Source organism: Variovorax sp. GW823-FHT04F07, from assembly GCF_058795995.1.
The window spans coordinates 356,137-379,237 of the sequence record NZ_JBXAIG010000005.1 but is presented as its reverse complement, the minus strand read 5'-3'; the positions used below and the strand labels follow the sequence as shown (position 1 = coordinate 379,237).

The window sequence follows — 23,101 nt, the reverse complement described above, 5'->3', positions numbered from 1 at the left end:
AGTGGTCAGCGGCGCGGGGCGCGCGAGGTGAAGAAGCGTTGGAGCAGGCAGAACACGAAGAGCAGCGCGCCGACCACGATGCGCGTCCACCACGAGCTCAGCGTGCCGTCGAAGGAAATCAGCGTCTGGATGATCCCGAGCATCAGCACGCCGAAGAGCGTGCCCGCCACGTACCCCACGCCGCCGGTGAGCAGCGTGCCGCCGATCACCACCGCCGCGATGGCATCGAGCTCCAGACCGAGCGCATGCAGGCCGTAGCCCGAGAGCATGTAGAAGGTGAAGATCACGCCCGCCAGCGCCGAGCAGAAACCCGAGAGCGTGTACACGCCCACGAGCGTGCGGCGCACCGGCAGGCCCATGAGCATGGCCGAATGCTCGCTGCCGCCGATGGCGTACACCGCGCGCCCGAACGGCGTGCAATGCGCGATGAAGATCGCGGCCAGCAGCACGGCGATGGCGATCACCGCGCTGACCGACACCGAGGCCTCGCCCCAGATCGGAATGCGGATCTGCGAGACCTCCGAGTAGAAGGCGTTCGTGATGCTGATCGAGTCGATGCTGATGAGGTAGCACAGCCCCCGCGCGAGGAACATGCCCGCCAGCGTGACGATGAAGGGCTGCAGCCGGAAGCGCTCGATGAGCAGGCCCATGAACGCGCCGAAGGCCGTGCCCATCGCCAGCACCAGCGGAATCACGACCGCCGGGCTCCAGCCGTGCTTCTCGACCAGCGAGGCCGACACCATCGTCGTGAGCGCGATCACCGAGCCCACCGAGAGGTCGATGCCGCCCGAGAGGATCACGAAGGTCATGCCGACCGCGACGACGATCAGAAAGGCGTTGTCGATCAGCAGGTTGAGGAACACCTGCGCCGAGAAGAAGCCGTCGTAGAACACCGAGCCCAGCGTCGCCATCAGCACGAACAGCGAGATGGTCGCGGTCAGCGGCAGGTACTTCGGATTGAGCCTTGCCCTGCTCCCACGCGCGGGAGCGGGTGGGGCCGAGGGTGCGGCCTCGATCACTGCGCTCATGCCCTGCTCCCGTCATGCACCGGCCGCTGCACCAGCGTGCGAACCTCCGCCCGGAACTCCGGCGACTGCATCAGCATCACCACGAACACCACCACCGCCTTCACCACGAGGTTGATCTCCGGCGGCACGCCCAGCGAATAGATCGCGTAGGTGAGCGTCTGGATGATGAGCGCGCCGATCACGCTGCCCACGAGGCTGAAGCGCCCACCCGTGAGCGCCGTGCCGCCGAGCGTGACCGCGAGGATCGCGTCCAACTCCAGCAGCTGGCCGGCGTTGTTGCCGTCCGCGCTCTTCACGTTCGAGCTGATCAACAAACCCGCCACGCCCGCGCACACGCCGCAGAACGCATACGCGCCGACGACGAGACGCCGCGCCTGGATGCCCGCGACACGCGCGGCCGTCGGGTTGATGCCCACGGCCTGGATGAACAGACCGAGCGCCGTGCGCGTGATCGCCAGGTACAGCAGCGCGAACACCGCCGCCACGATGAACAGCGAGAACGGCAGCCCCAGCAGGTAGCCGCTGCCGAGGAAGAAGAAGGGCTTGTAGTAGATCGTGATGATCTGCCCATCCGCGACCAGCTGCGCGATGCCGCGCCCCGCCACCATGAGGATCAACGTCGCGATGATCGGCTGCATGCCGACCTTGGCGACCAGCAACCCGTTCCACAGGCCGCACAGCAGCGCGACACCGAGCGCCGCGAGGATCGCGAGCGGCATCGGGAAGCGGCTCACGTCGCTGGACACCGAGCCGCCGATCATCCAGGCCGCGACCGCCGCCGCGATGGCCACCACCGCGCCCACCGAGATGTCGATGCCGCGCGTGGCGATCACCAGCGTCATGCCGAGCGAGACCAGCACCAGCGGCGCCGCGCGGTTCACGATGTCGATGAGGCTGCCATAGAGATGGCCGTCGCGCCATTCGAGGTGCAGGAAGCTCGCGTTGAATGCGGTGTTGATGGCGAGCAGCAACAGCAGCGTGATGACGGGCCAGGCGAGCCGGTGGCTCATGAGGGACGAAAGGCGGTTCATGCTGCAGCGATCATTTCGTAGACCTCGTCCTCGGTCGAGCCGCCCGGCAGCTCGCCCACCTTCTGCCGGTCTCGCAGCACCACGATGCGGTGCGCCACGCGCACCACCTCGCTCATCTCCGACGAGATGAAGATCACCGCCATGCCGGCGCGCGCGAGCCGCAGGATCTCTTCCATGATTTCCTGCTTGGCAGCCACGTCGATGCCGCGCGTGGGTTCGTCCAGGATCAGCAGACGCGGCTCGGTCGCGAGCCAGCGCGCGATCATGGCTTTCTGCTGGTTGCCGCCCGAGAGCAGGCCGATGGGCGTTTCGACACTGGCGGTCTTGATGCCCAGCGAGGCGACGAAGCGCTCGGCCATCGCAGTCTGCTCGGCATGCGAAAGAAACTTCCGCGTGCCCAGGCGGGCCTGCAGCGCGAGCGCGATGTTCTCGCGCACCGACAGCTCGGCCACGATGCCGTCGGTCTTGCGCTCTTCAGGGCACAGCGCAAGGCCTTCGCGGATCGCATCGGCCGGGTTCGAAAAGCTGACGGAGCGGCCGTCGATCTTCAGCACGCCACGGTCGGGCGATTCGAGGCCGAACAGCAGGCGCGCCAGTTCGGTGCGGCCCGCGCCAAGCAGGCCGGCGATGCCGACGACCTCGCCGGCACGCACGCGCAGATCGGTGGCCTGCAACTGGCCGGCCTGCCCCAGTCCTTCGGATTGCAGGAGCGCGGGCGCTGCTTCATCGAACGCGGGCAGCGCGGCAGGTCGTGCCGACTGCGCCGCCAACTCGCGACCCAGCATCGCCGCGATCAAGGCTTGCGGTCCGAGGTCCGCCGCCTTCCACTCGCCCACCCAGTTGCCATTGCGCAGCACGGTGATGCGGTCGGACACCGCGTACATCTGGTTCAGGAAGTGCGTCACGAAGACGATGGCGAGGCCCTCGCCGCGCAGCCGACGCAGCACCTCGAACAGCTTCTCGACTTCATCGTCATCGAGGCTCGACGTCGGCTCGTCGAGGATCAGCACCTTCGACGACACGCCGAGCGCCCGTGCGATCGCCACCATCTGCTGCACCGCGACCGAATAGCTCGACAGGAGTCGCGTCACGTCGATGTCGAGCCCGATGCGCGCCAGCAGCTCCGACGCCCGGCGGTTCACCGCCGCCCAGTCGATGCGAAAGCCCTGCAGCGCGCCGCAGCGCGGATAGCGCCCCGCGAACACGTTCTCCGCCACCGAGAGGTTCGGGCACAGGTTCACCTCCTGGTAGACCGTGCTGATGCCCAGCTTCTGCGCTTCCAGCGGCGAGGCGGGACGGATGGCTTCGCCGCCCAGGAACATCTCGCCGCCGCTCGAAGGCAGCACGCCCGTGAGCACCTTGATGAGCGTGGACTTGCCCGCGCCGTTCTGCCCCATGAGCGCATGGATCTCGCCCGGGTAGAGCTTGAGCTGCACGCCGTTCAGCACCGGGATGCCGGCGAACTGCTTGTGGATGCCCCGCAACTCCAGCACGGGGGTGACGCCGCTGTCGGTCATGCGTTCACTTGTTCTTGTTGTAGACGTCGATGAACACCGCCGCGAGCAGCACCAGCCCCTTGATGACCTGCTGGTAGTCGATGCCGATACCCAGGATCGACATGCCGTTGTTCATCACGCCCATGATGAAGGCGCCGATCACCGCGCCCATCACGCGGCCCACGCCACCCGAGGCCGAGGCGCCGCCGATGAAACAGGCAGCGATCACGTCGAGCTCGAAGCCGAGGCCCGCCTTGGGCGTGGCGGTGTTCAGGCGCGCCGCGAACACGAGGCCCGCGAGCGCCGCCAGCGCACCCATGTTCACGAAGGTGAGGAACGCCAGCCGCTGCGTCTTCACGCCCGACAGCCGCGCCGCCTTCTCGTTGCCGCCCAACGCATAGATGCGCCGGCCGATGGTCGTGCGGTTGGTGACGAAGTCGTACACCACGATCAGCACCGCCATCACCACCAGCACGTTGGGCAGGCCCTTGTAGGTCGAGAGCAGGTAGCTGAAGAAAAGAATGATCGCCGCGAAGAACAGGTTCTTCACGAGGAAGAAGGCGTACGGCTCCTGCTCCATGCCATGCGCCTTGAGCTTGGCGCGCCCGCGCAGCTTGAAGAACACCAGTGCCGCGGCCGCCAGCGCGCCCACGATCAGCGAGGTGGTGCGCAGCGTGTCTCCACCGAGCGGATCGGGAATGAAGCCCGAACTCAGGCGCTGGAACTCGACCGGAAACGGCCCCACCGACTGCCCCGCCAGCAGCGCCAGCGTGAGCCCCTTGAACACCAGCATGCCCGCGAGCGTGACGATGAACGAGGGGATCTTGCGGAACGCGACGAACCAGCCCTGCGCGGCGCCGATCACCGCACCGGCTGCGATGCTGATGAGGGCCGTCGGCACGAAGTGCCACTCGTACTCCACCATCAGCACCGCCGCGAGCGCGCCGATGAAGCCGCAGACCGAACCCACCGACAGGTCGATGTGCCCCGCCACGATCACCAGCAGCATGCCCAGCGCCATGATGACCACGTAGCTGTTCTGCAGCAGCAGGTTGGTGAGGTTCAGCGGCCGCAAGAGCGTGCCGTCGGTCAGCACCTGGAACAGCACCATGATCGCGACCAGCGAGATCAGCATGCCGTATTCGCGCAGGTTGTTCTTCAGGAAGCCTACATGGAGCTTCGGTGTGGCGGCGGGTGCGGCGCCCTGCACCGCGTTGGCTTCAGGCAGCGACATGGACAGAGCTCCCCGCGCTCACGATCGCATGCATGATGCGTTCCTGCGACGCCTCGGCCGCGGTGAACTCGGCCACGAAGCGCCCCTCGTTCATCACGTAGATGCGGTCGCACATGCCCAGCAGCTCGGGCAGTTCGGAAGAAATCATGAGAATGCCTTTGCCCTCGCTCGCGAGCTGGTCGATGATGGTGTAGATCTCGTACTTGGCGCCCACGTCGATACCGCGCGTGGGTTCGTCCAATATCAGCAGTTCCGGCTTGGTGAAGAGCCACTTGCTCAGCACCACCTTCTGCTGGTTGCCGCCCGACAGGTTGACCACCAGCTGCTCGACGCCCGAGCAGCGGATGTTCAGTGCCTTCCTGAAGTCGTTGGCCACCTTGAACTCCCGACCGTCGTCGATCACCGCGCGTTCGGCAATCGCATCGAGGTTCGCGAGGCTGATGTTCTTTCGGATGCCTTCCTCCAGCACCAGCCCGAGGCCCTTGCGGTCTTCGGTGACGTAGGCGATGCCGTGGTCGATGGCCTTGCGCACGGTGCTCACGTCCACCGGCTGGCCGTGCATCAGCACCGAGCCGCTGATGCGCTGGCCGTAGGACTTGCCGAACACGCTCATCGCCAGTTCGGTGCGCCCCGCGCCCATGAGGCCCGCGATGCCGACGATCTCGCCCTGGTGCACCTGCAGGTTCACGCCCTTGATCTGTTCGCGGTCGGCGTGCAGCGCGTGGTGCACGCGCCAGTCGCGCACCTCCAGCACCGTCTCGCCGATCTTCGGCGAGCGCTGCGGGTAGCGGTGTTCCATGTCGCGGCCCACCATGCCGCGGATGATGCGGTCTTCGCTGATCGGGTCGCTGCGGCAGTCGATGGTTTCCACCGTCGCGCCGTCGCGCAGCACGGTGATCGAATCGGCCACCTTGGCGATCTCGTTGAGCTTGTGCGAGATGAGGATCGACGCGATGCCCTGGCGCTTCAGCTCGAGCAACAGCGCCAGCAGCGCATCGCTGTCGTTCTCGTTCAGGCTCGCGGTGGGCTCGTCGAGGATCAGCAGCTTCACCTCCTTCGCCAGCGCCTTGGCGATTTCCACCAGCTGCTGCTTGCCCACGCCCAGGTCGGTCACCAGCGTGGTGGGCGGCTCCTTCAGGCCCACCTTGGCGAGCAGCTCGCGCGTCTTCGCATAAGCGGCGAACCAGTCGATGACGCCGCCGCTCGCGATCTCGTTGCCCAGGAAGATGTTCTCGGCAATCGACAGCAGCGGCACCAGCGCCAGCTCCTGGTGGATGATGATGATGCCCAGCTTCTCGCTGTCGGCAATGCCCTTGAAGCGGCGCAGCTCGCCCTCGAAATGGATCTCGCCGGTGTACGAGTCGCACGGGTAGACGCCGCTCAGGACCTTCATGAGCGTCGACTTGCCCGCGCCGTTCTCGCCGACCACCGCGTGGATCTCCCCCGCGCGCACGGCGAGGTTGACGTTGCTCAGGGCCTTCACGCCCGGGAACGTCTTGGTGATCCCGCGCATCTCAAGGATCGTGCGCGCTTCGCCGGTCGGGCTCACTTGACCTGGCTTTCCTTGTAGTAGCCGCTGTCCACCAGCACCTGCTTCCAGTTGGAGCCGTCCACGCTCACCGGCTTGAGCAGGTACGAGGGCACGACCTTGATGCCGTTGTTGTAGGTCTTGGTGTCGTTCACCTCGGGCGCCTTGCCCGAGAGCATGGCGTCGACCATCGCCACCGTCACCTTGGCCAGCTCGCGCGTGTCCTTGAACACGGTGGAGGTCTGCTCCTTGCGCAGGATCGACTTGACCGACGGCACCTCGGCGTCCTGGCCCGACACGATGGGCATCGCCTGCGAACCCGAGCCATAGCCCACGCCCTTGAGCGACGAGAGGATGCCGATGGAAAGACCGTCGTACGGCGACAGCACCGCATCGACGCGGTCCTTCGTGTAGTAGGCCGACAGCAGGTTGTCCATGCGCGCCTGCGCCACCGCGCCGTCCCAGCGCAGCGTGCCGACCTTGTCCATGCCCATCTGCTTGCTGCGCACCACGAGCTTGCCGCTCTTGATGTACGGATCGAGCACCGACATCGCGCCGTTGTAGAAGAAGAAGGCGTTGTTGTCGTCGGGCGAGCCGCCGAACAGCTCGATGTTGAACGGGCCCTTGCCGCTCTTCAGGCCCAGCGCCGCCTCGATGGATTGCGCCTGCAGCACGCCGACCTGGAAGTTGTCGAAGGTGGCGTAGTAGTCGACGTTCTTCGAGCCCTTGATGAGCCGGTCGTAGGCGATGACCTTCACGCCCTTGTCAGCAGCCTTTTGCAGCACGTCGGACAGCGTGGTGCCGTCGATGGCGGCAATGACCAAGACCTTCGAGCCCTTCGTCACCATGTTCTCGATCTGCGCAAGCTGATTGGGAATGTCGTCGTCCGCGTACTGCAGGTCGGTCTTGTAGCCCTTGTCCTTGAAGTACTTGACCATGTTCGCGCCGTCGGCAATCCAGCGCGCCGACGACTTGGTGGGCATCGAGATGGCGATCAGGCCCTTGTCCTGCGCGTGGGCCAGCGGCGTGAAGCCGACGACGGCGAAGGCCAGGCCCGCGAGCGAGGCCTTGAGGAAGTTGCGTTTCATGTCGGTCGGTCCTCAGTACTTGCGATTGGGAAACTCTTTGGCGGCGACTTCCATGGGGAAGATGCCTTCTTCGGTCACGATGCGCTTGGGCAGCGTCTTGCCGGCCTTGATGTCCTTCACCGCGCTCATGAGCTGCGGCCCGAGCAGCGGGCTGCATTCCACCGACACGTTGAGCTTGCCGGCGATCATGGCTTCGAAGGCGCCCTTCACCCCGTCGATGGAGATGATGGTGATGTCCTTCGCGGGCTTCATGCCGGCCTCTTCGATGGCCTGGATCGCGCCGATGGCCATGTCGTCGTTGTGCGCGTAGAGCACGTTGATCTTCTTGCCCTCGGCCTTGAGGAAGGCTTCCATCACCTCCTTGCCCTTGGCGCGCGTGAAGTCGCCGGTCTGCGAGCGGGTGATCTTGAACTTCGGGTCGGCCTTGATGATTTCCTCGAAGCCCTTCTTGCGGTCGATGGCCGGCGCCGAGCCCACGGTGCCCTGCAGCTCGACGATGTTCACATCGCCCTTCTGGCCCTTCATCTTCTCGACCAGCCAGCGGCCGGCCTTGCGGCCTTCCTCGGTGAAGTCGGAGCCCATGAAGGTCACGTAGAGCGAGTCGTCCTTGGTGTTCACGGAGCGGTCGGTCAGCACCACCGGGATCTTGGCGGCCTTGGCTTCGCGCAGCACGGTTTCCCAGCCCGACTCGACCACAGGCGAGAACGCGATCACGTCGACCTTCTGCGCGATGTACGAGCGGATGGCCTTGATCTGGTTTTCCTGCTTCTGCTGCGCGTCGGAGAACTTGAGCTCGATGCCCGCCTCCTTGGCCGAGGACTTGATCGACTCGGTGTTGGCCGTGCGCCATTCGCTCTCGGCGCCCACCTGCGCGAAGCCGAGCACGAGTTTCTTCTGCGCGAGGGCGGACACGGGCAGCATGCTGCCCAGGGCTGCGGCGGCGAGCGCGGTGTTGAGGGTGCGGCGATTCATGGTCATGGTTGTCTCCTTCTTGATGCGTCTGTGATGTGTTCGGTCAGGCCAGCATGTAGCCGGTCTTCACCGTCGTGTAGAACTCCGCGGCGTGGCGCCCTTGTTCGCGCGGCCCGTAGCCCGACCCCTTGCGGCCGCCGAAGGGCACATGAAAGTCCACCCCCGCGGTCGGCAGATTGACCATCGTCATGCCGACCACGGCATGGCGCCTGAAGTGCATCGCGTGCTTCAGCGAGTTGGTGCAGAGGCCCGCGCACAGGCCGAAGGGCGTGTCGTTGCACAGCGCGAGCGCTTCGTCGTAGTCGCCGGCGCGCAGCACGCAGGCCAGCGGCCCGAAGATCTCTTCGCGTGCGATGCGGTGTTCGGGTTGGGCCAGGAAGAGCGCGGGGCTCATGTAGTGGCCGGCGGTGGCGCGCTGCAGCGCCTCGCCGCCCCACACGTGCTCTGCGCCCTCTTCGCGCGCGATGTCGATCCACGCGAGGTTCTGCGCCAGCCGCTCTTCGTCGGCCACGGGGCCGATGTCGATGCCGCGTTCCAGCGCGTGGCCGATCTTCAGCGTCTTCAGGCGCTGACGCAGTTGCGCCACGAAGGCGTCGTGCACGGCGGCTTCGACGATGAGGCGGCTCGATGCGGTGCAGCGCTGACCGTTGGAAAAGTAGGCGCCCTGCACCGCGCAGTCGACGGCGCGGTCCAGGTCGGCGTCGGCCAGCACCACGAGCGTGTTCTTGCCGCCCATCTCCAGCTGCACCTTGGCGCGCCGTGCGGCCGCGGCCTGCAGCACGCGTTCGCCGTTGGCGGCCGAGCCGGTGAAGCTCAGCGCATCGACCAGCGGGCTGTCGACCAGCGCCTGGCCCGCTTCGCGGCCGCTGCCCATCACGAGGTTGAACACGCCGGCCGGCAGCGTGGCGCGGCCGATGATGTCGGTGAGCGCCCAGCCGCAGGCCGGCACCAGCTCGGCCGGCTTGAAGACCACGCTGTTGCCATGCGCCAGCGCCGCGGCAATCTTGGAGGCCGGCACCGCGAAGGGCGTGTTCCACGGCGTGATGAGGCCCACCACGCCGACCGGCTCGCGCGTCACGTCGACCTGCACGCCGGCGCGCACCGAGGCCACGTTCTCGCCACCGCCGCCGCGCAGGGCCTCGCCCGCGAAGAACTTGAAGATCTGGCCGGCGCGCGCCACCTCGGCCACGGCCTCGGGCAGCGTCTTGCCGACCTCGCGCGCCAGCAGCAGGCCCAGCTCGTCCTTGCGGGCGAGCAACTCGGCGCCGATGCGGTCGAGCACGTCGGCGCGCCGCTGCGGCGTGCTGTGGCTCCAGTGCGCGAAGGCCTCGCTGGCCGCGCGGATCGCCAGCTCGACCTGGCGCCGGTCGGCACGTGCGTACTCGGCCACCACTTCGCTGGTGTCCGATGGATTGACGCTGACACCGGTGGTCGCGCTGGTTTCCCAGCGGCCGTTGATGTACTGGCGCACGCTCTGCCGAAGCTCGCCGTGGATCACCGTGGCGTTGCCTTGTCTCTGTTGTTATGGGACTGGGGCGGAAGTCTAGGAATGATTTCGATATCGATCCAATCGTTTTTTAGACAAAATGCATATCAATCGGTGGATTCTGGAAAACCCCGTCAGACCTTCGTTCGCAGCCTCTTCATGAACACCTACAACCACTGGTTCATCCGCGCCCGCCTCAAGACCCGCCAGCTGCTGTTGCTCGTAGCGCTGGCCGAGGAAGGCAACATCCACCGCGCGGCGCAGGTGCTCAACATGACGCAGCCCGCCGCGTCGAAATTGCTGAAGGACCTGGAAGACGTGCTCGAGGTGCCGCTGTTCGAGCGGCTGCCGCGCGGCATGCGCCCGACCTGGTACGGCGAGACCATGATCCGCCACGCCCGCGTGGCACTGGCCAGCCTGAACCAGGCGCACGACGAGCTCACCGCGTTGAAGGCCGGGCGCCTCGGCCAGGTGAACGTGGGCGCCATCACCGCGCCGGGCCTCACGCTGATGCCGCCGGCCGTGGCGATGGTCAAGCGCGAGCAGCCCGACCTGCGCGTGTCACTGGAGATCGAGACCAGCCCGGTGCTGCTCGAGCGGCTCGAGCAGGGCAAGCTCGACATCCTCGTGGCGCGGCTGTTCGCCGAGCACGACAAGTCGCAGCTGCGCTACGAGGCGCTCACCGAGGAGCCCGTGTGCGCGCTGGTGCGCCCCGGCCATCCGCTGCTGGGCGTGAGCGGCCTCACGCTGCGCGACGTGGTGGGCGCCGGCTGGATCGTGCCGCCCGCGGGCAGCGTGCTGCGCCACCGCTTCGAGCTGATGTTCCAGGAGGAAGGCCTGGCGCCGCCGGGCAACATCATCGAGAGCCCGGCGCTGCTGTTCATCACGCGCATGCTGCAGCAGAGCGACATGGTCGCGGTGCTGGCGACCGACGTGGCGCGCTACTACGCGGCGCACGGCATCGTGTCGCTGCTGCCGCTGGACATGCCCTGCCACATGGACGCCTTCGGCATCATCACGCGCACCGACCGGCTGCTGTCGCCGGCCGCGAAGGTGATGATGAAGGCGCTGAAGACGGCGAGCATGAGCGTCTACGGACGCAAGCTCGAGATGGACTGATCAGGTCCAGCCCGCGTCCACCGTGAACTCCTGCGCGGTGCACATCTTCGCGTCGTCCGACGCGAGGAACAGCACCATGCGCGCGATGTCTTCCGGCATCAGTTTGTCGGGCAGGCACTGGTTGCGGTGCAGCGCCTTTTCGCCCTCCTCGTCGAGCCACAGCGCCACCTGCCGTTCGGTCATCACCCAGCCGGGCGAGACGGTGTTGATGCGGATGCGATCCTTGCCCAGCTCCACCGCGAGCCCGCGCGTGAGACCGTTCACCGACGACTTGGCGATCGCGTAGCAGGGGTAGCCCGAGCCCTTGGTCTGCCAGCCCGTGGAGCCGAGGTTGATCACCGAACCGAAGCCCAGGCGCTTCATGCCCGGCACCACCGACTGGATCGCGAACAGCGCCGGTCGCTCGTTGATGGCCATGCGGTTGTCGTAGTAGTCGGGCGTGACCGATGCGAGCGTGTGGCGATCGTCGCTCGCCACGTTGTTGACCAGCACCGCGAAGTCGCCGAGCTCGGCGGCCGCGTCGGCCATGGCCTGCTGCAGCGCGCCGATGTCGCGCACGTCGCAGGCGCGCCACCACGGCGCGGCGTGGCCGGCCCCGGCGATCTGCGCGGCGAGCGCTGCGCTGGCACCTTCTGCAATATCAACGAAGGCCACGCGCGCGCCCTGCGCCGCAAAAGCAGCGACGATGGCCGCGCCGATGCCGCTGCCGCCGCCGGTGACGAACACGGTGCGGCCCTTCAGGCTGGGATGGATGGAAAGCTGGGGGGAATTCAAGGACAAGGTCTCCAGGGGGCATCTCATGACATTGCAAAACACATATCAATCGATGCAGTTATTTTAAATTTCTATTATCAATATGCCTTGATACGATCCGCCGCGTCAAGGCGACATGACCTACAGAAAGAACAAATGAACATGCAAGAGACAAGCACCCCTTCTTCGCCGCTCGCAGCGCCCCGCGTGCTCGGCACCCCCGAATGCCTCTGGCCGGCCGCCGCCGACCTCGGCGAAGGCACGCTGTGGTCGGTGCGCGAGCAGGCGCTGTACTGGATCGACATCCTGCAGCCCCGCCTGTTCCGCTACGACCCGGCCACGGGCGCGCAGCGCACCTGGCACTTCGACGAAGAGATCACCGCCATCGCCGAGCGCGCGTCGGCGCCGGGCCTGTTCCTCACGCTGCGCCGCGGCTTCGCGCTGTTCGACACCACCGCGCCCGGCGACACCGCCAAGCCGCGCTACCTGCACCAGCCCGAGCCCGAGCGCACCGGCAACCGCTTCAACGACGGCAAGTGCGACAGCCGCGGCCGCTTCTGGGCCGGCAGCATGGACTTCGACTGCAAGGCGCCCACCGGCGCGCTCTACCGCTTCGACGCCGAGGGCCGATGCACCCGGCACGACGACGGCTTCGAGGTGACCAACGGGCCGACGTGGTCGGGCGACGGCCGCACCATGTACTTCAACAACACGGCGATCAACACGATGTACGCCTACGACTTCGACATGGACGCCGGCGCGGTGTCGAACAAGCGCGTGTGGCACCGCTTCCCGAAGGGCGACGGCCTGCCCGACGGCATGACCACCGACGCGGCCGGCCGCCTGTGGATCGCGCACTGGGACGGCGCCTGCGTCACCTGCCACGACCCGGTGAGCGCTGCCGAGCTGTGCCGCATCGCGCTGCCCGCGAGCAACGTGACCGACTGCGCCTTCGGCGGCGCGGACCTGCAGACGCTCTACATCACGACGGCGCGCAACAGCCGCACCGAAGAACAGCTGAAGAGCGAGCCGCTGGCCGGTGGGCTCTTCTCGGTGCGCATCGACAGCCCGGGCGTGCCGGCGGCGCTGTTCGCCGGCTAGGCGCCCTCGCGCGGCTGCAGCGACGGCAGGTGCGCCGCCGCGAAATCGGCGAACAGCCGGGCCCGCGCGAAGCTGCCACGGGACGAGGGCCACACCGCGTGGACCGGAATCCTCGGCGACTCGAACTCGGTCAGCACCAGTTCGGCCTGCCCGCTGTCGAGCAGGTCGCGGATCTGCCACAGCGGCGTGAAGAACAGGCCCAGCCCGCTCAGCACGGCCGCATAGATCGCGGCCGTGTTGTCGGCCCGGAAGCGCCCCGTCACCTTGACGCGCTGCAGCGTGCCGTCGACCGTGAAGGGCCAGTGCGCGTCGCTGCCGTGCGTGGTGCGCACCACGCACTGGTGGTCGGCCAGGTCTTCGGGCCGCTGTGGCCGCCCGTGCCGCGCGAAGTACGCCGGCGAGCCGAACACCACCAGCCGCAGCTCGCCGAGCGGCTTGGCCGCCAGTTCGGAATCGGGCAGCTCGCCGATGCGGATGGCCAGGTCCAGCTCGCCTTCGATCAGGTCCACGAAACGGTCGGAGGCCGTGAGTTCGACCTCCATGTCCGGGTAGCGCTGCATGAACGCGCCGATCAGCGGCACCACGAAGGCCGGCGCGAACTGCACCGGCGCGGCCACGCGCAGCAAGCCCCGCGGCGAGTCGAGCTGGCTGCTGGCCTCGACGGCCGCCGCATCGAACTCCGCCAGCGCAGCCCGCACGCGCCGGTGGTAGGCCAGCCCCACTTCGGTGACCGACGACTGCCGCGTCGTGCGGCGAAGGAGCTGCACGCCCAGGCTGCGCTCGAGCACGCTCAGCGAGCGGCTGATCGACTGCACCGAGCGCCCCAGTTGCCGTGCCGCCGCGCTCTGGCTGCCGTGGTCGACGATGGCCACGAAGGCCCGGATGTCCTGAATCTGGTCCATGGATTCTCTCGGTCTGGATGAAGGTCTATGGCGGCGCGCGTGGATTCCCGATGGCGCCTGCCGTTCGTATCTTCGAGGCCTCGCGGTCGCAGGCCGCATTGCCAAAAAACGAAGGAATCATTCCATGAAACAACGACACAGACCCACCGTGCGGGTGGTCGGCACCGACGGCGCCACCGGCGCAGAGGGGCTGCAACCTCGTCCGCGCACATTGAACAACAACGACATCCAGGAGCTTGCCCAATCATGACCACCCGAAAACTGCCGGCCCGCTATGCGGGCATCGCCATGCCCTTCCTGCTGTCGATCTTCATGTCGTGCATCGTGGCGGGCATCTCCACGCTCAAGAGCGTGGGGCTGGCCTCGGGCCTGTTCCAGATGTGGATGGCCGCATGGGGCGTGTCGTGGCTGGCCGCGTTTCCCTCGCTGCTCGTGGTGCTGCCGGTGGTGCGCCGGATCGTCGCGGCGACGGTGCAGAGCCCGACCCGCTGATCCGTGGTCAGCCGATGCCGAAGCGGTGCTCGGTCGTGCTGGCGAACACCTCGCCGGGGCGCAGCACGGTCGACGCAAACGCCGGCCGGTTCGGCGCATCGGGAAAGTGCTGCGTCTCCAGGCACAGGCCGTCGCCCTGGCGCAGGCTCGCGCCCGCGCTGCCAAGCAGGCTGCCATCGAGGAAGTTGCCCGAATAGAACTGCACGCCGGGCTCGGTGGTGTGCACGTCCATCACGCGGCCCGAGGCCTCGTGGGCAAGGCGCGCCGCAAACGCCAGGCCCGTGCCGCTGCGATCGAGCACCCAGTTGTGGTCGTAGCCATGCGCGCGCAGCAGCTGCTCGTGCCCGTCGCGGATGCGCGCGCCGATGCGCGTCGGCGTGCGGAAATCGAAAGGCGTGCCGGCCACCTCGCCCAGCCCGAGCGGGATGAGCGTGGCATCGACCGGGCAGTAGCGGCTCGCGGGCAGCGTCAGCACATGGTCCATCACCGAGCCGCTGCCGGCGAGGTTGAAGTAGTCGTGGTGGCTCAGGTTGAGCACCGTGGGCCGGTCGGTGGTGGCGCGGTAGTCGATGCGCCAGGTGTTGGCGGTGGCACTCAAGGTGTAGCGCACCGTCAGCTGCACCTCGCCGGGGTAGCCCTCTTCGCCGTCGGCGCTGGTGTAGCGCAGCTCGAGCGCGAGTTCATGAGGCACCGGCACGATCTCCCAGTACCGTTTGCCGAAGCCCGTGGCGCCGCCATGCAGCGTGTTCACGCCGTCGTTCAGGCCCAGCTGGTGAGCGGTGCCATCGAGCGTGAAGCGGCCCGCCGCGATGCGGTTCGCGTAGCGGCCGACGATGGTGCCGAAGTGCGGGTGCGGCTTCAGGTAGTCGGCCAGCGACGGCAAACCCAGCACCACGTTCGCGCTGCGCCCCTGCCGGTCGGGCACGTGCAGCGCGGTGACGATGCCGCCGAGGTTGATGGCGCTCAGGCGCAGGCCGTGGCCGTTGTCGAGCGTGTATTCAGTGACGGGCCGGCCGTCGGGCATGGCGCCGAAGGGGCGCGAAGTGAGGGGTTCGATCATCGGGCTTGCGACTGCAGCGCCTCGCGCGCGCACTGCGATGCGGTGCGCAGGCCGATGCGGTCTTTCAGGTCGTGGAAGGTCGGTGGCTCGGCGTCGTGCGTCATCACCTCGACGCGATGGCCCGCCTTGCCCACCGCGTCGGCAAAGCGCTGCTGCAGCGCGAACGGCGTGTTGCGGTCGCCGGGGTTGCCGATGAGCACGATGCGCCGCTGCGGGTCGCGCGGGATGCCGGCCACATGGTCCAGCGGGTCGTAGACCTGCGCGCTGCCCGTGGTGTCGGTGCGCCCATTCTTCGAGCGGCCGAGCAGCCGCGCGCGCTCCAGCAGGTCGAAGGCGCCTGACGTGAGCACCGCGCAGGCCACGCGCGTGCGCCCGAGCGTGAGCAGCGCGGCGCCGGCCGTGGCGCCGCCGCTGTGGCCGAAGAGCACCACGCGCTGCAGCCGGTGGCGCTGCATCAGCGCTTCGAGCGCCGCATCGAGCGCATGGAACTCCACCGCCTCGCGCCGCTGGCGGTGGTCGCCCGACGAGCCGTAGGTGCCGGGGCGCGCCATGAAGATCCACGGCATGCCCGCGCGGTCGCTCGCGGCCTGCGCGTCGAGCGTGCGCAGCGGTTCGGTGTTGCCGGGAATGCGCGTGGGCGACAGGTTCATCACGCTGTCGCGGTCGCCCGAGAACTGCACGATGGCGATGCGCGCGTCGTCGATGTCGCGGCTGGCGAAGTAGCGGATGCACGACGGCCCCTCGACCGCCTGCACCCAGAGAAAGCCCGGGCGGTCGGGGCAGTTGGCGCGCACGGCGGGCTGGTTCCAGTGCAGCAGTGCGCCCTCGGCCGACGCGGAGGCTGCGGGCTCGCGCGGCGCTGCGGCCTTCGGCGCATCGGCACGCTGCGCGCAGGCCGTCTGCACGAGGGCAAGGAGCACACAGGCCAGGCGCGCGCGGGGGCTCATAGCTTCTGCAGCAGTTCGGAGATGAGGCCGAAGTCCGACTGCTGGCGGTCGCCCTTCACCAGCACCAGGTCGCCGTCGCGCAGGAATTCGCCGAGGTAGCCGGTGAGCTGCGCGGCGTCTTCGAAGTGCGGGCCGAGCAGCTCGGCCGGCACCTCCTCGCGCAGCCAGCGCATCTCGGCGCCGTGCGTCACGAGGTGCTGGATGCCCGAGGCCAGCAGCGGCGCGGCGAGGCTGCGGTGCATCGCTTCGGCTTCCTTGTCGAGGTTGATGATGCGCCCGAGCACGCCGATCTTGCGCGTCACCGGCCCGTGCGCCGCATGCTGGCAGGTGCGCACGAACTCCATCGCGTTGCGCATCGACATGACCTCGGCGTTCCAGCTGTCGTCGATGAGCGTGGCCTGCACGCCGCCCTGCGTGCGCAGCGGGCGCAGCTGCATCACCGAGGCCGGCAGGCGCACGAAAGGCATGCGCGCGCACGCGGCCTCGGCGTCGAAGCCCAGCGCCAGCAGCGCCGCAAAGGCCAGCGCCGAATTGCGCACCAGCCCGGCGCTCGCGATCGGAAACAGGTACTCCACCGTGCGCCCCGGCAGCGCGATGCGCACGCGGCAACCGCCATCGGGCTCGGGCCGGGTGTCGACGATGCGGATGTTGGCGTCGGGGCTGCTGCCCACCACCCAGATGGCGCCCGCCGTGCGCGCGGCCGCCCGCACCACCTGCATCAGGCAGGGGATGTGGTCGGGCACGATGGCCACGCCGCCGGGCTCCAGGCCCAGGAAGATGCGCGACTTGAACTCGGCCGTCTGCTCGAGCGTGGCGGTCTGGCGGGTCTGCGACAGGCCGATCTCGGTGAGGATGGCCACGTGCGGGCGCGCCACGAGCGAGATCGGGCCGCGGTCCATCCACAGCGCGCTCTGCGCCATCTCGAGCACGCACACGTCGGCATCGGCCGCGAGGTTGGCCAGCATCGCCGGCACGCCCACGCGCGAGTTGTAGTTGTCGATGGTGGTGTGCACGCGCGCCGCCTCGGGCAGCAGGTCGCGCAGCATGGCGATGGTGGACGACTTGCCGACCGTGCCGGTCACGCCCACCACACGGCCCTTGAAGCGCGCACGCGCGGCCACGCCCAGGTCGATCATGGCGCGGATCGGGTCCTCCACCTGCAGCAGCGGGAACGACGGGTCGAGCCCGTCCACCGGGTGCGCGACCACGGCGCCCGCGAGCGCGTGCTGCAGCACGGGCACGTCTTCATGGCGGTCGGGGTTGTCGGCGCGCGGCTTGCTGTAGTTCTCGTGCTTGGCGAGCGTGCGGTAGTCGGACGCGATGAACAGCGCCGGCTTCGGCAGCCGCGCCATGTGCGTCGGTCCGCGCACCACCGCGTTCACGAACCAGCCCGGCGGCGGCGGCACCAGCCAGTGCCCGCCGACCACGCGCTGCAGCTCGTCGGCGGTCCACACGGGCGACGGCTGCGGCGGGGCACCGGGGCGCAGCGCCGCGAGCACGGGCACGGGGCGCTCGGGCAGTGGCGTCGGAAACTTCGGCACGCGCAGCCCGCACCACACGGGCAGCCGGCGCGCGCCCGGCAGGTCGGGCATGCTGCCGCGCACGCGCACCTCGATCTGCAGCGCGTCGTTCTCGAGCAGGCCCAGGCGCGGCGCGCGCAGGCCGTAGCGGTCACGGTAGATGCGCCCCGGCGTCCAGCGGCTGGTGGGCCACATCCAGTCGCAGGGGTCGTGGTCCATGGCCTCGCCCCAGGCCGGCATGGTGGTGCTGCGCATCGGCAGCGCGCGGAACTGCACGCGCAGGTCGGCGCTCACGGGCGCATCGGCGGTCCAGAACGACTCGACCCACAGCAGGCGCCGCCCGATGATCTGCGTCGGCGCGAGGCGGATGCCCACGAGGCGCAGCGGGCCGAACTGCAGCGGGCGAATCCTGGCGTCCTCGGGCACGGCATCGACCGACCACTCGGGCCGGGCCGCGAGCACGGGGCCGACCAGCGCGGGCGGGCGCGACGCCGACAGCGGCGCCAGCGGCGGGCGCCCGGCCGGCGCGGTGCGTTCGGGCGGCGACAGCTGCAGCGCGCAACGCCCGTCGGGCCGCGCCGTCATCTCGGTGCCGAGCGCGCGGCACAGTTCAGCGAAGCGCGCGCTGGCGGCTTCGGCCGCCTCACCCGCGAGCTGCTGCGAGAAAGCGAAGCCCACGCCCACCGGCGTGAACACCACCTCTTCCACGCCGTGCGGTCCCAGGCGCAGCGAGAACACGCCGGAGTCCGCGAGGTCGTTGCGGATGGCGTCGAACAGCAGGTCGCCCGCGTCGTGCAGGATCGGCCGGCCCTGGTAGACCTCGATGCCCTGCAGCACGTGGGCCGAGGTGCCGAGCACCGCGTCGGCGCCGGCTTCGACGATGGCATGGCCGACGGCGATCTCGGCGCGCGAGGGCGCGGTCTCCAGGTTCTCGCCCCAGTGCACGGCCACCAGCACCACGTCGGCTTCATGGCGCGCGGCGGCGATGCGCGGCGCAAGCGTGGCGCGCCATGCCGCCGGGTCGTCGAGCGACAGCCAGGCCGCGCCGGGGCGCTGCGCGGTGGCGGCGAAGCGCGGCTGCGTGGCGTCGAGCGAGAACAGCGCGACGCGCAGCCCACCGGCTTGCCGGAAGGCGGGGCGCAGCGCCGAGTCGAGATCAGGCCCCGTACCGGCGAAGGCGATGGCGGCGGCGTTGAGCAGCCCGTGCTGCTCCAGCAGCGCCTCGGGGCCGTAGTCGCCGCTGTGGTTGTTGGCCGTGGCGACCATGTCGATGCCGGCCTCGGTCAGCACCGCGAGCATCTCGGGCCGCGCGCGGTAGTAGTAGGGGCCGCCCTCGTCCTTCTCGACGCCCTGCTCGCCCGTGGTGGCGACCACGCATTCGAGGTTGACGATGCGCAGGTCGGCCTCGCGCAGCGCGGGGATGTCGCCCAGCATGCGGGCCGGGCCGCCGAGGTCGTGCATGCGGTAGTGCTGGCGCCGGCCCAGGTTGACGTCGCCGCCCCACAGCACGATGCCCTCGGCACCGCGCGGCGCGGTGGGCTCGGCCGTGGCCAGCGTGAGCTGCGCGCTCTGCTGCTGCGCCTCGCGCGCTTCGAGCAGCCGGTGGTAGGCCACGTAGCCCGACAGGTAGTGCTCCACGTCGTCGATGCGCACGCGGAAGCTGTGGTGCTTGATGAAGAACGAGCCCGCGATGCGGTCGGGATGGCGGAAGAACATCGCCAGCTCGGGCCAGAAGTGGCCGTTGGCGAGGTAGCGCGCGCGGTGCTCCAGCGCGCGGTCGAACTTGTGGCGATCAAGCCCCGCGAGCAGCGGGCGCAGGGCAGGGTCGGCTTCGAGCCGCAGCACCATCTCGCGCGCGGCCATCATCAACTCGAGCAGCGTGGGGAAGGTGGTGATGCGCTCCAGCACGAAGTCCAGGTGGCCCGCCATGTTCTGCAGGCCGAACTGGTAGTAGCGCGTCTCGGGCTTGAAGCGCGTGAGCTCGTTGACGCAGTAGCTCAGCCAGTGGTCGTGCGCGCGCCAGTGGCCCGCGGCAATGAAGTGCTCGAAGGCTTTCTCGACCACCGCGAGCCAGCGCGCGTCGCGCGTGAGGCCGTACAGCCGCATCAGCCCGAAGGCCGCCTCGCCGTCGTAGTAGATGATGCGGTAGGGCTCCTTCACGTCGAGCCCCGGGTGGTTGAGCACGTGCACGAAGCGGCCGGTCTGCGCGTCCTGCATGGAGCGGATGCCCAGCGCGAGTTGCTCCATCAGCGGCTGGTACTGCGCATCGCCGGTGAGCTCGGTGTACTTCACCAGCGCCAGCAGGCACACGGCGTTGCCGCCGAGCTTGATCTCGTTGCCGATGTCGACCAGGAACGCGGCCTGCGTGCCGTCGGCCAGCGTGGCGCGGCGGATGAGGCGCTGGCTCAGGAAGGCCAGCGCGCGGTCGATGGCGGCCTTCTGCACGTCGCTGCGCGTGAGCTCCCAGCCTTCGAGCATGGCGTAGGTGGAGCTGGCGTGGCGCAGCGTGTTGTAGGTGGGAATCGCGCGGTCGAAGCAGGGGAACCAGCCGTAGTGGAACTCGCCCGTGGGCTTGACCTGCTCGGCCAGGTAGTCGCTCGCCGAATCGACCAGCGCGCGCACCTGCGCCGCGTTCCAGTCGGTGAGCGTGCGAAAGCCCGCGGCCTGTCCTTCGGCCGTGAGCGGCCAGGCGCCCTCGGCATCGACGTACACGGCGCGCGTGGTGAAGCACCACACGGGCGCGGCGTCGTCGGCGGGAAAGTCGCGCTCGTCGCCGAAGCGGCGCTTGGTGTGCGTGCGCAGGTTGCCGTTGTTGGGCTCCGCGTGGTCGACCGTGCCGTTGTAGAGCACGGCGCTGCCGTGCATCTCCTGCGCGAGCAGCGCGGTCTCGAAGCGCGCGTCGAGCGCGATGCCTTCGTTGAAGTAGTTGCGTTTGGTCTGCGCCAGCCGCGCCTTCAGTTCGCCCCAGGTCATGGGCGTGGCGCGCTCGACGATCTCCGCGCGCAGCCGCTGCGCGGGCCGCTCGGCGCGCTGGGCCTTCACGGCCAGCGCCTCGGCCGCGGCCTGCCACGCGGCTTCGGTGTCGGGGCCGCGGCCCATGACCACGCGGGCGCGGCTTTCGCCCTCGCCCATCGCGAGGAACACCACGCAGCCGGCCTCGTCGGTGGCGGGCGGGGCCGGGGGCAGCGCCCCGTCCGGGGTGGCCAGGGCCTGCCTGGCGCGGTTCAACAGATCGACGAGGGGGACGGGAGCTTGGTGAGTCATGCGCCGCGAATGATGACAGGCCAGGGCGCGGCCTGCCACTGCGGAAATCCGGGGCGGCGTCAGACCCGGATCAGGCCCGGGTCACGCCCAGGCGTCGAACACCGCGCCGCGCACGGCCTCGACCGCCGCCGATCGCTGGCCGCCGGCCGGCGCGACCCAGCACAGCCAGGTGTGTGAGCGCCAACCGTTCCAGACCACGAGCTCACCCTGGCGCTCGCCCTGCTCGGCCTGGTCCAGCCGCATCAGGCCCGCGCCCATGCCGCTGGCGACCATGCTGCGGATGGCGCTCTCGCCGTCGGCGGTGACGCCCTGGCGGTAGTCGCGCCCGGCCGAGGCGAACAGCTTCTCGAGGTGCGCGCGCAGGATGCACGAGGGCGGCGTGCCGACCCAGGTCAGGTCGGTGAGCTGTTCGAGCGTGAGATCCGGGTGCGCCTGCGCCACCGCCAGCGGCAGGCCCACGGCCAGGTCGACCACGCCCAGGCGGCGCAGCTCGAAGCCTTCGAGCCGCTCGGCATCGCTGAGCACATAGGCGCAGTCGAGTTCGCCGCGCTGCACGGCCGCCAGGGTTTCGTACGACAGCCCCTGCTTGAGCTGCAGCGTGACCTGCGGATGCTGCTGCGCCAGCGTGACCAGCACGCTGCCCAGTCGCAGCGCCACCGGATCGACCACCGTGCCGAAGCGCACCACGCCCTGCGCCGCGCCGCGCAGCTGGTCGGCGGCCGACTGCATGCGCATCGCCGAGGCCAGCGTGCGCTCGGCCTCTTCGAGCAGGCGCTGGCCGGCCGCGGTGGGCGACATGCCGCGCGGCGTGCGCTCGAACAGGCGCACGCCGAGTTCGTCTTCCAGCGCCTTGAGCTGCGCGCTGGCGGCCGGGGCGCTGGTGAACACGCGTTCGGCGGCGCGGGTCAGGTTGCCCTCCTTCGCGATGGCAACGAAGGTCTTCAGTTGGTACAGCTCCATGACCGCGGATTGTGAGCGCGTGCGACGCAGTCGTCCGTTCGCTTTTTCGGAAGCCCCTGTCCAAAGAAACGAATGGCCTTCGCGGCGGCCCGTCCCCATCCTTCAGGCCACGCACTCCCCTGTTTCCTTGAAAGGTTTTCCCGTGTCCTCCCCTCCCTCACGCCTGCCGGGCATCGCGGCCCTGCTCTTCGCCACCGCCAGCTGGGGCAGCCTGTTCCTCGTCGGCAAGGGCGTGCTGCAGCACGTGGCGCCGGTGTGGCTCACGCTCATCCGCTACACCCTGTCGGCGCTGGTGTTCGCCGCGCTGCTCGGCCTGCGCGGCAGCGGCGGCTGGCACAAGCTGCGGCAGCATGCGGTGCCGCTGGCGCTGCACGGCTTTGCGGGCTTCGGCGTGTTCAGCATCCTGCTGTTCGTCGGGCTCTCGCACTCGGTGCCCTCGCACGGCGCGGTGCTGATCGCCACCACGCCGATCACCACGCAGCTGCTGCGCTGGTGGCTCGACGGCGTGCGCCCGACGCGCACTACCTTGCTGACCGCCGCGCTGGCGCTGGCCGGCGTGGCGACGGTGGCCGGGCTGCTGTCGCCCGGTGGCGCAGGCCTGTCGCACGACACGCTGCTCGGCGATGCCATCGCCTTCGTCGGCACGCTGGGCTGGGTCGTCTACACGCGCGGTGCGGCGCGCTTCCCGACGCTGGACACGGTGGACTACACCGCGCTCACGGTGCTGGCCTCGTGGCCGCTGCTGCTGGCCGTGGCGGTGGGCATGACCGCGCTGGGCGCCTCGCCCGCGCCCGACGCGCAGGGGCTGCGCCTGTCGTGGCAGGTGCTGCTGTACGTGGGGCTGGTGCCGTCGGCGCTCGCGGTGCTGGCTTTCAACCACGGCGTGCGCGCGCTCGGCGCGGTCACGGGCACGGCCTTCCTGAACTTCGTGCCGGTGTCGGCGTTGCTGATGGGCGTGGCGCTGGGCAAGCCGCCCGCGACGCACGAGATCGTCGGCGTGGCGATGGTGGTGGTGGCGCTGCTGCTGCATGTGGCAGCAGCGAAGCGGGCGGCGACGCCGGTGGCGCCGGTCCGCATGCCGGCGCCAGGCCAGCGCACCTGCGGCGTCACGCCATGAACA

Annotated in this window: 19 protein-coding genes; 5 read left to right on the top strand and 14 right to left on the bottom strand. The window is 69.1% G+C overall.

The window, feature by feature from the left end; all coding sequences use genetic code 11:
- Nucleotides 1-5 precede the first annotated feature (5 nt).
- The 8 genes from yjfF to AC1RAA_RS23580 are packed head-to-tail and all read right to left on the bottom strand — an operon-like array spanning nt 6 to nt 9,875.
- Complete coding sequence (gene yjfF / locus AC1RAA_RS23615) at nt 6-1,028, bottom strand: galactofuranose ABC transporter, permease protein YjfF (protein ID WP_492732187.1); 1,023 nt, start codon at nt 1,026-1,028, stop codon at nt 6-8.
- Nucleotides 1,025-2,059, bottom strand: coding sequence for an ABC transporter permease (locus AC1RAA_RS23610; RefSeq protein ID WP_492732189.1), 1,035 nt, complete (start codon nt 2,057-2,059; stop codon nt 1,025-1,027). The genes yjfF and AC1RAA_RS23610 overlap by 4 nt, the downstream gene beginning before the upstream one ends.
- A complete protein-coding gene (locus AC1RAA_RS23605; RefSeq protein ID WP_492697970.1) occupies nt 2,056-3,576 on the bottom strand; it encodes a sugar ABC transporter ATP-binding protein in 1,521 nt (506 codons plus the stop codon). Before AC1RAA_RS23605 ends, AC1RAA_RS23610 begins: the two co-directional genes overlap by 4 nt.
- 4 nt (nt 3,577-3,580) lie before the next feature.
- A complete protein-coding gene (gene mmsB / locus AC1RAA_RS23600) occupies nt 3,581-4,789 on the bottom strand; it encodes a multiple monosaccharide ABC transporter permease (RefSeq protein ID WP_492732191.1) in 1,209 nt (402 codons plus the stop codon).
- Nucleotides 4,776-6,302: a multiple monosaccharide ABC transporter ATP-binding protein gene (gene mmsA, locus AC1RAA_RS23595; RefSeq protein ID WP_492732252.1), complete on the bottom strand. Its 1,527-nt coding sequence runs from the start codon at nt 6,300-6,302 to the stop codon at nt 4,776-4,778. The genes mmsB and mmsA overlap by 14 nt, the downstream gene beginning before the upstream one ends.
- 32 nt (nt 6,303-6,334) lie before the next feature.
- Nucleotides 6,335-7,405, bottom strand: a complete 1,071-nt coding sequence (gene chvE / locus AC1RAA_RS23590) for a multiple monosaccharide ABC transporter substrate-binding protein (RefSeq protein WP_095743676.1) — start codon at nt 7,403-7,405, stop codon at nt 6,335-6,337.
- Nucleotides 7,406-7,417: 12 nt separating this feature from the next.
- Nucleotides 7,418-8,383 carry an ABC transporter substrate-binding protein gene (locus AC1RAA_RS23585; protein WP_492732193.1) on the bottom strand — a complete coding sequence of 322 codons (966 nt, stop codon included), beginning with the start codon at nt 8,381-8,383 and terminating at the stop codon, nt 7,418-7,420.
- Between the two features lie 37 nt (nt 8,384-8,420).
- Nucleotides 8,421-9,875, bottom strand: a complete 1,455-nt coding sequence (locus AC1RAA_RS23580) for an aldehyde dehydrogenase family protein (RefSeq protein WP_492732195.1) — start codon at nt 9,873-9,875, stop codon at nt 8,421-8,423.
- Between the two features lie 147 nt (nt 9,876-10,022).
- Between AC1RAA_RS23580 and AC1RAA_RS23575 the strand changes: the two genes are divergently transcribed.
- On the top strand, nt 10,023-10,982 hold the full coding sequence (locus AC1RAA_RS23575) for a LysR family transcriptional regulator (RefSeq protein WP_062480583.1): 960 nt from the start codon (nt 10,023-10,025) through the stop codon (nt 10,980-10,982).
- Here the strand turns inward: AC1RAA_RS23575 and AC1RAA_RS23570 are convergent, their stop codons facing one another.
- On the bottom strand, nt 10,983-11,783 hold the full coding sequence (locus AC1RAA_RS23570; RefSeq protein ID WP_492732197.1) for an SDR family NAD(P)-dependent oxidoreductase: 801 nt from the start codon (nt 11,781-11,783) through the stop codon (nt 10,983-10,985).
- Nucleotides 11,784-11,891: 108 nt separating this feature from the next.
- Here AC1RAA_RS23570 and AC1RAA_RS23565 point away from each other — a divergent pair, with 108 nt between their 5' ends.
- On the top strand, nt 11,892-12,836 hold the full coding sequence (locus AC1RAA_RS23565; protein WP_492732199.1) for an SMP-30/gluconolactonase/LRE family protein: 945 nt from the start codon (nt 11,892-11,894) through the stop codon (nt 12,834-12,836).
- Here the strand turns inward: AC1RAA_RS23565 and AC1RAA_RS23560 are convergent.
- Entirely contained in the window at nt 12,833-13,738 is a 906-nt protein-coding gene (locus tag AC1RAA_RS23560; RefSeq protein WP_307583164.1) for a LysR family transcriptional regulator, read from the bottom strand. The genes AC1RAA_RS23565 and AC1RAA_RS23560 overlap by 4 nt on opposite strands.
- A gap of 124 nt (nt 13,739-13,862) precedes the next feature.
- On the opposite strand from AC1RAA_RS23560, the gene AC1RAA_RS23555 reads away from it, so the two are divergent.
- Complete coding sequence (locus AC1RAA_RS23555; protein ID WP_492732201.1) at nt 13,863-13,988, top strand: hypothetical protein; 126 nt, start codon at nt 13,863-13,865, stop codon at nt 13,986-13,988.
- On the top strand, nt 13,985-14,230 hold the full coding sequence (locus AC1RAA_RS23550; protein ID WP_487848034.1) for a DUF2798 domain-containing protein: 246 nt from the start codon (nt 13,985-13,987) through the stop codon (nt 14,228-14,230). The genes AC1RAA_RS23555 and AC1RAA_RS23550 overlap by 4 nt, the downstream gene beginning before the upstream one ends.
- Nucleotides 14,231-14,237: 7 nt before the next feature.
- Here AC1RAA_RS23550 and AC1RAA_RS23545 read toward each other — a convergent pair whose 3' ends face one another.
- The 4 genes from AC1RAA_RS23545 to AC1RAA_RS23530 form a co-directional block, all read right to left on the bottom strand.
- Nucleotides 14,238-15,290, bottom strand: coding sequence for an aldose epimerase family protein (locus tag AC1RAA_RS23545; protein ID WP_492732203.1), 1,053 nt, complete (start codon nt 15,288-15,290; stop codon nt 14,238-14,240).
- On the bottom strand, nt 15,287-16,237 hold the full coding sequence (locus AC1RAA_RS23540) for an alpha/beta hydrolase family protein (protein ID WP_492686252.1): 951 nt from the start codon (nt 16,235-16,237) through the stop codon (nt 15,287-15,289). Before AC1RAA_RS23540 ends, AC1RAA_RS23545 begins: the two co-directional genes overlap by 4 nt.
- A complete protein-coding gene (locus AC1RAA_RS23535; RefSeq protein ID WP_492732205.1) occupies nt 16,234-21,021 on the bottom strand; it encodes a CapA family protein in 4,788 nt (1,595 codons plus the stop codon). The genes AC1RAA_RS23540 and AC1RAA_RS23535 overlap by 4 nt, the downstream gene beginning before the upstream one ends.
- A gap of 81 nt (nt 21,022-21,102) precedes the next feature.
- Nucleotides 21,103-21,981, bottom strand: a complete 879-nt coding sequence (locus AC1RAA_RS23530; protein WP_492732207.1) for a LysR family transcriptional regulator — start codon at nt 21,979-21,981, stop codon at nt 21,103-21,105.
- A gap of 142 nt (nt 21,982-22,123) precedes the next feature.
- Between AC1RAA_RS23530 and AC1RAA_RS23525 the strand changes: the two genes are divergently transcribed.
- On the top strand, nt 22,124-23,098 hold the full coding sequence (locus tag AC1RAA_RS23525) for a DMT family transporter (RefSeq protein WP_492732209.1): 975 nt from the start codon (nt 22,124-22,126) through the stop codon (nt 23,096-23,098).
- The last annotated feature ends 3 nt before the right edge of the window (nt 23,099-23,101 follow it).

Bases quoted from the DNA above. Each gene is read 5' to 3' on its own strand.
- AC1RAA_RS23555 (WP_492732201.1), top strand. From the start codon at position 13,863: ATGAAACAACGACACAGACCCACCGTGCGGGTGGTCGGCACCGACGGC.
- mmsA (WP_492732252.1), bottom strand. From the start codon at position 6,302: ATGCGCGGGATCACCAAGACGTTCCCGGGCGTGAAGGCCCTGAGCAAC.
- chvE (WP_095743676.1), bottom strand. From the start codon at position 7,405: ATGAAACGCAACTTCCTCAAGGCCTCGCTCGCGGGCCTGGCCTTCGCC.
- AC1RAA_RS23570 (WP_492732197.1), bottom strand. From the start codon at position 11,783: ATGAGATGCCCCCTGGAGACCTTGTCCTTGAATTCCCCCCAGCTTTCC.
- AC1RAA_RS23535 (WP_492732205.1), bottom strand. From the start codon at position 21,021: ATGACTCACCAAGCTCCCGTCCCCCTCGTCGATCTGTTGAACCGCGCC.
- AC1RAA_RS23585 (WP_492732193.1), bottom strand. From the start codon at position 8,383: ATGACCATGAATCGCCGCACCCTCAACACCGCGCTCGCCGCCGCAGCC.
- AC1RAA_RS23550 (WP_487848034.1), top strand. From the start codon at position 13,985: ATGACCACCCGAAAACTGCCGGCCCGCTATGCGGGCATCGCCATGCCC.
- yjfF (WP_492732187.1), bottom strand. From the start codon at position 1,028: ATGAGCGCAGTGATCGAGGCCGCACCCTCGGCCCCACCCGCTCCCGCG.
- AC1RAA_RS23560 (WP_307583164.1), bottom strand. From the start codon at position 13,738: ATGGACCAGATTCAGGACATCCGGGCCTTCGTGGCCATCGTCGACCAC.
- AC1RAA_RS23530 (WP_492732207.1), bottom strand. From the start codon at position 21,981: ATGGAGCTGTACCAACTGAAGACCTTCGTTGCCATCGCGAAGGAGGGC.
- AC1RAA_RS23545 (WP_492732203.1), bottom strand. From the start codon at position 15,290: ATGATCGAACCCCTCACTTCGCGCCCCTTCGGCGCCATGCCCGACGGC.
- AC1RAA_RS23610 (WP_492732189.1), bottom strand. From the start codon at position 2,059: ATGAACCGCCTTTCGTCCCTCATGAGCCACCGGCTCGCCTGGCCCGTC.
- mmsB (WP_492732191.1), bottom strand. From the start codon at position 4,789: ATGTCGCTGCCTGAAGCCAACGCGGTGCAGGGCGCCGCACCCGCCGCC.
- AC1RAA_RS23565 (WP_492732199.1), top strand. From the start codon at position 11,892: ATGAACATGCAAGAGACAAGCACCCCTTCTTCGCCGCTCGCAGCGCCC.
- AC1RAA_RS23575 (WP_062480583.1), top strand. From the start codon at position 10,023: ATGAACACCTACAACCACTGGTTCATCCGCGCCCGCCTCAAGACCCGC.
- AC1RAA_RS23540 (WP_492686252.1), bottom strand. From the start codon at position 16,237: ATGAGCCCCCGCGCGCGCCTGGCCTGTGTGCTCCTTGCCCTCGTGCAG.
- AC1RAA_RS23605 (WP_492697970.1), bottom strand. From the start codon at position 3,576: ATGACCGACAGCGGCGTCACCCCCGTGCTGGAGTTGCGGGGCATCCAC.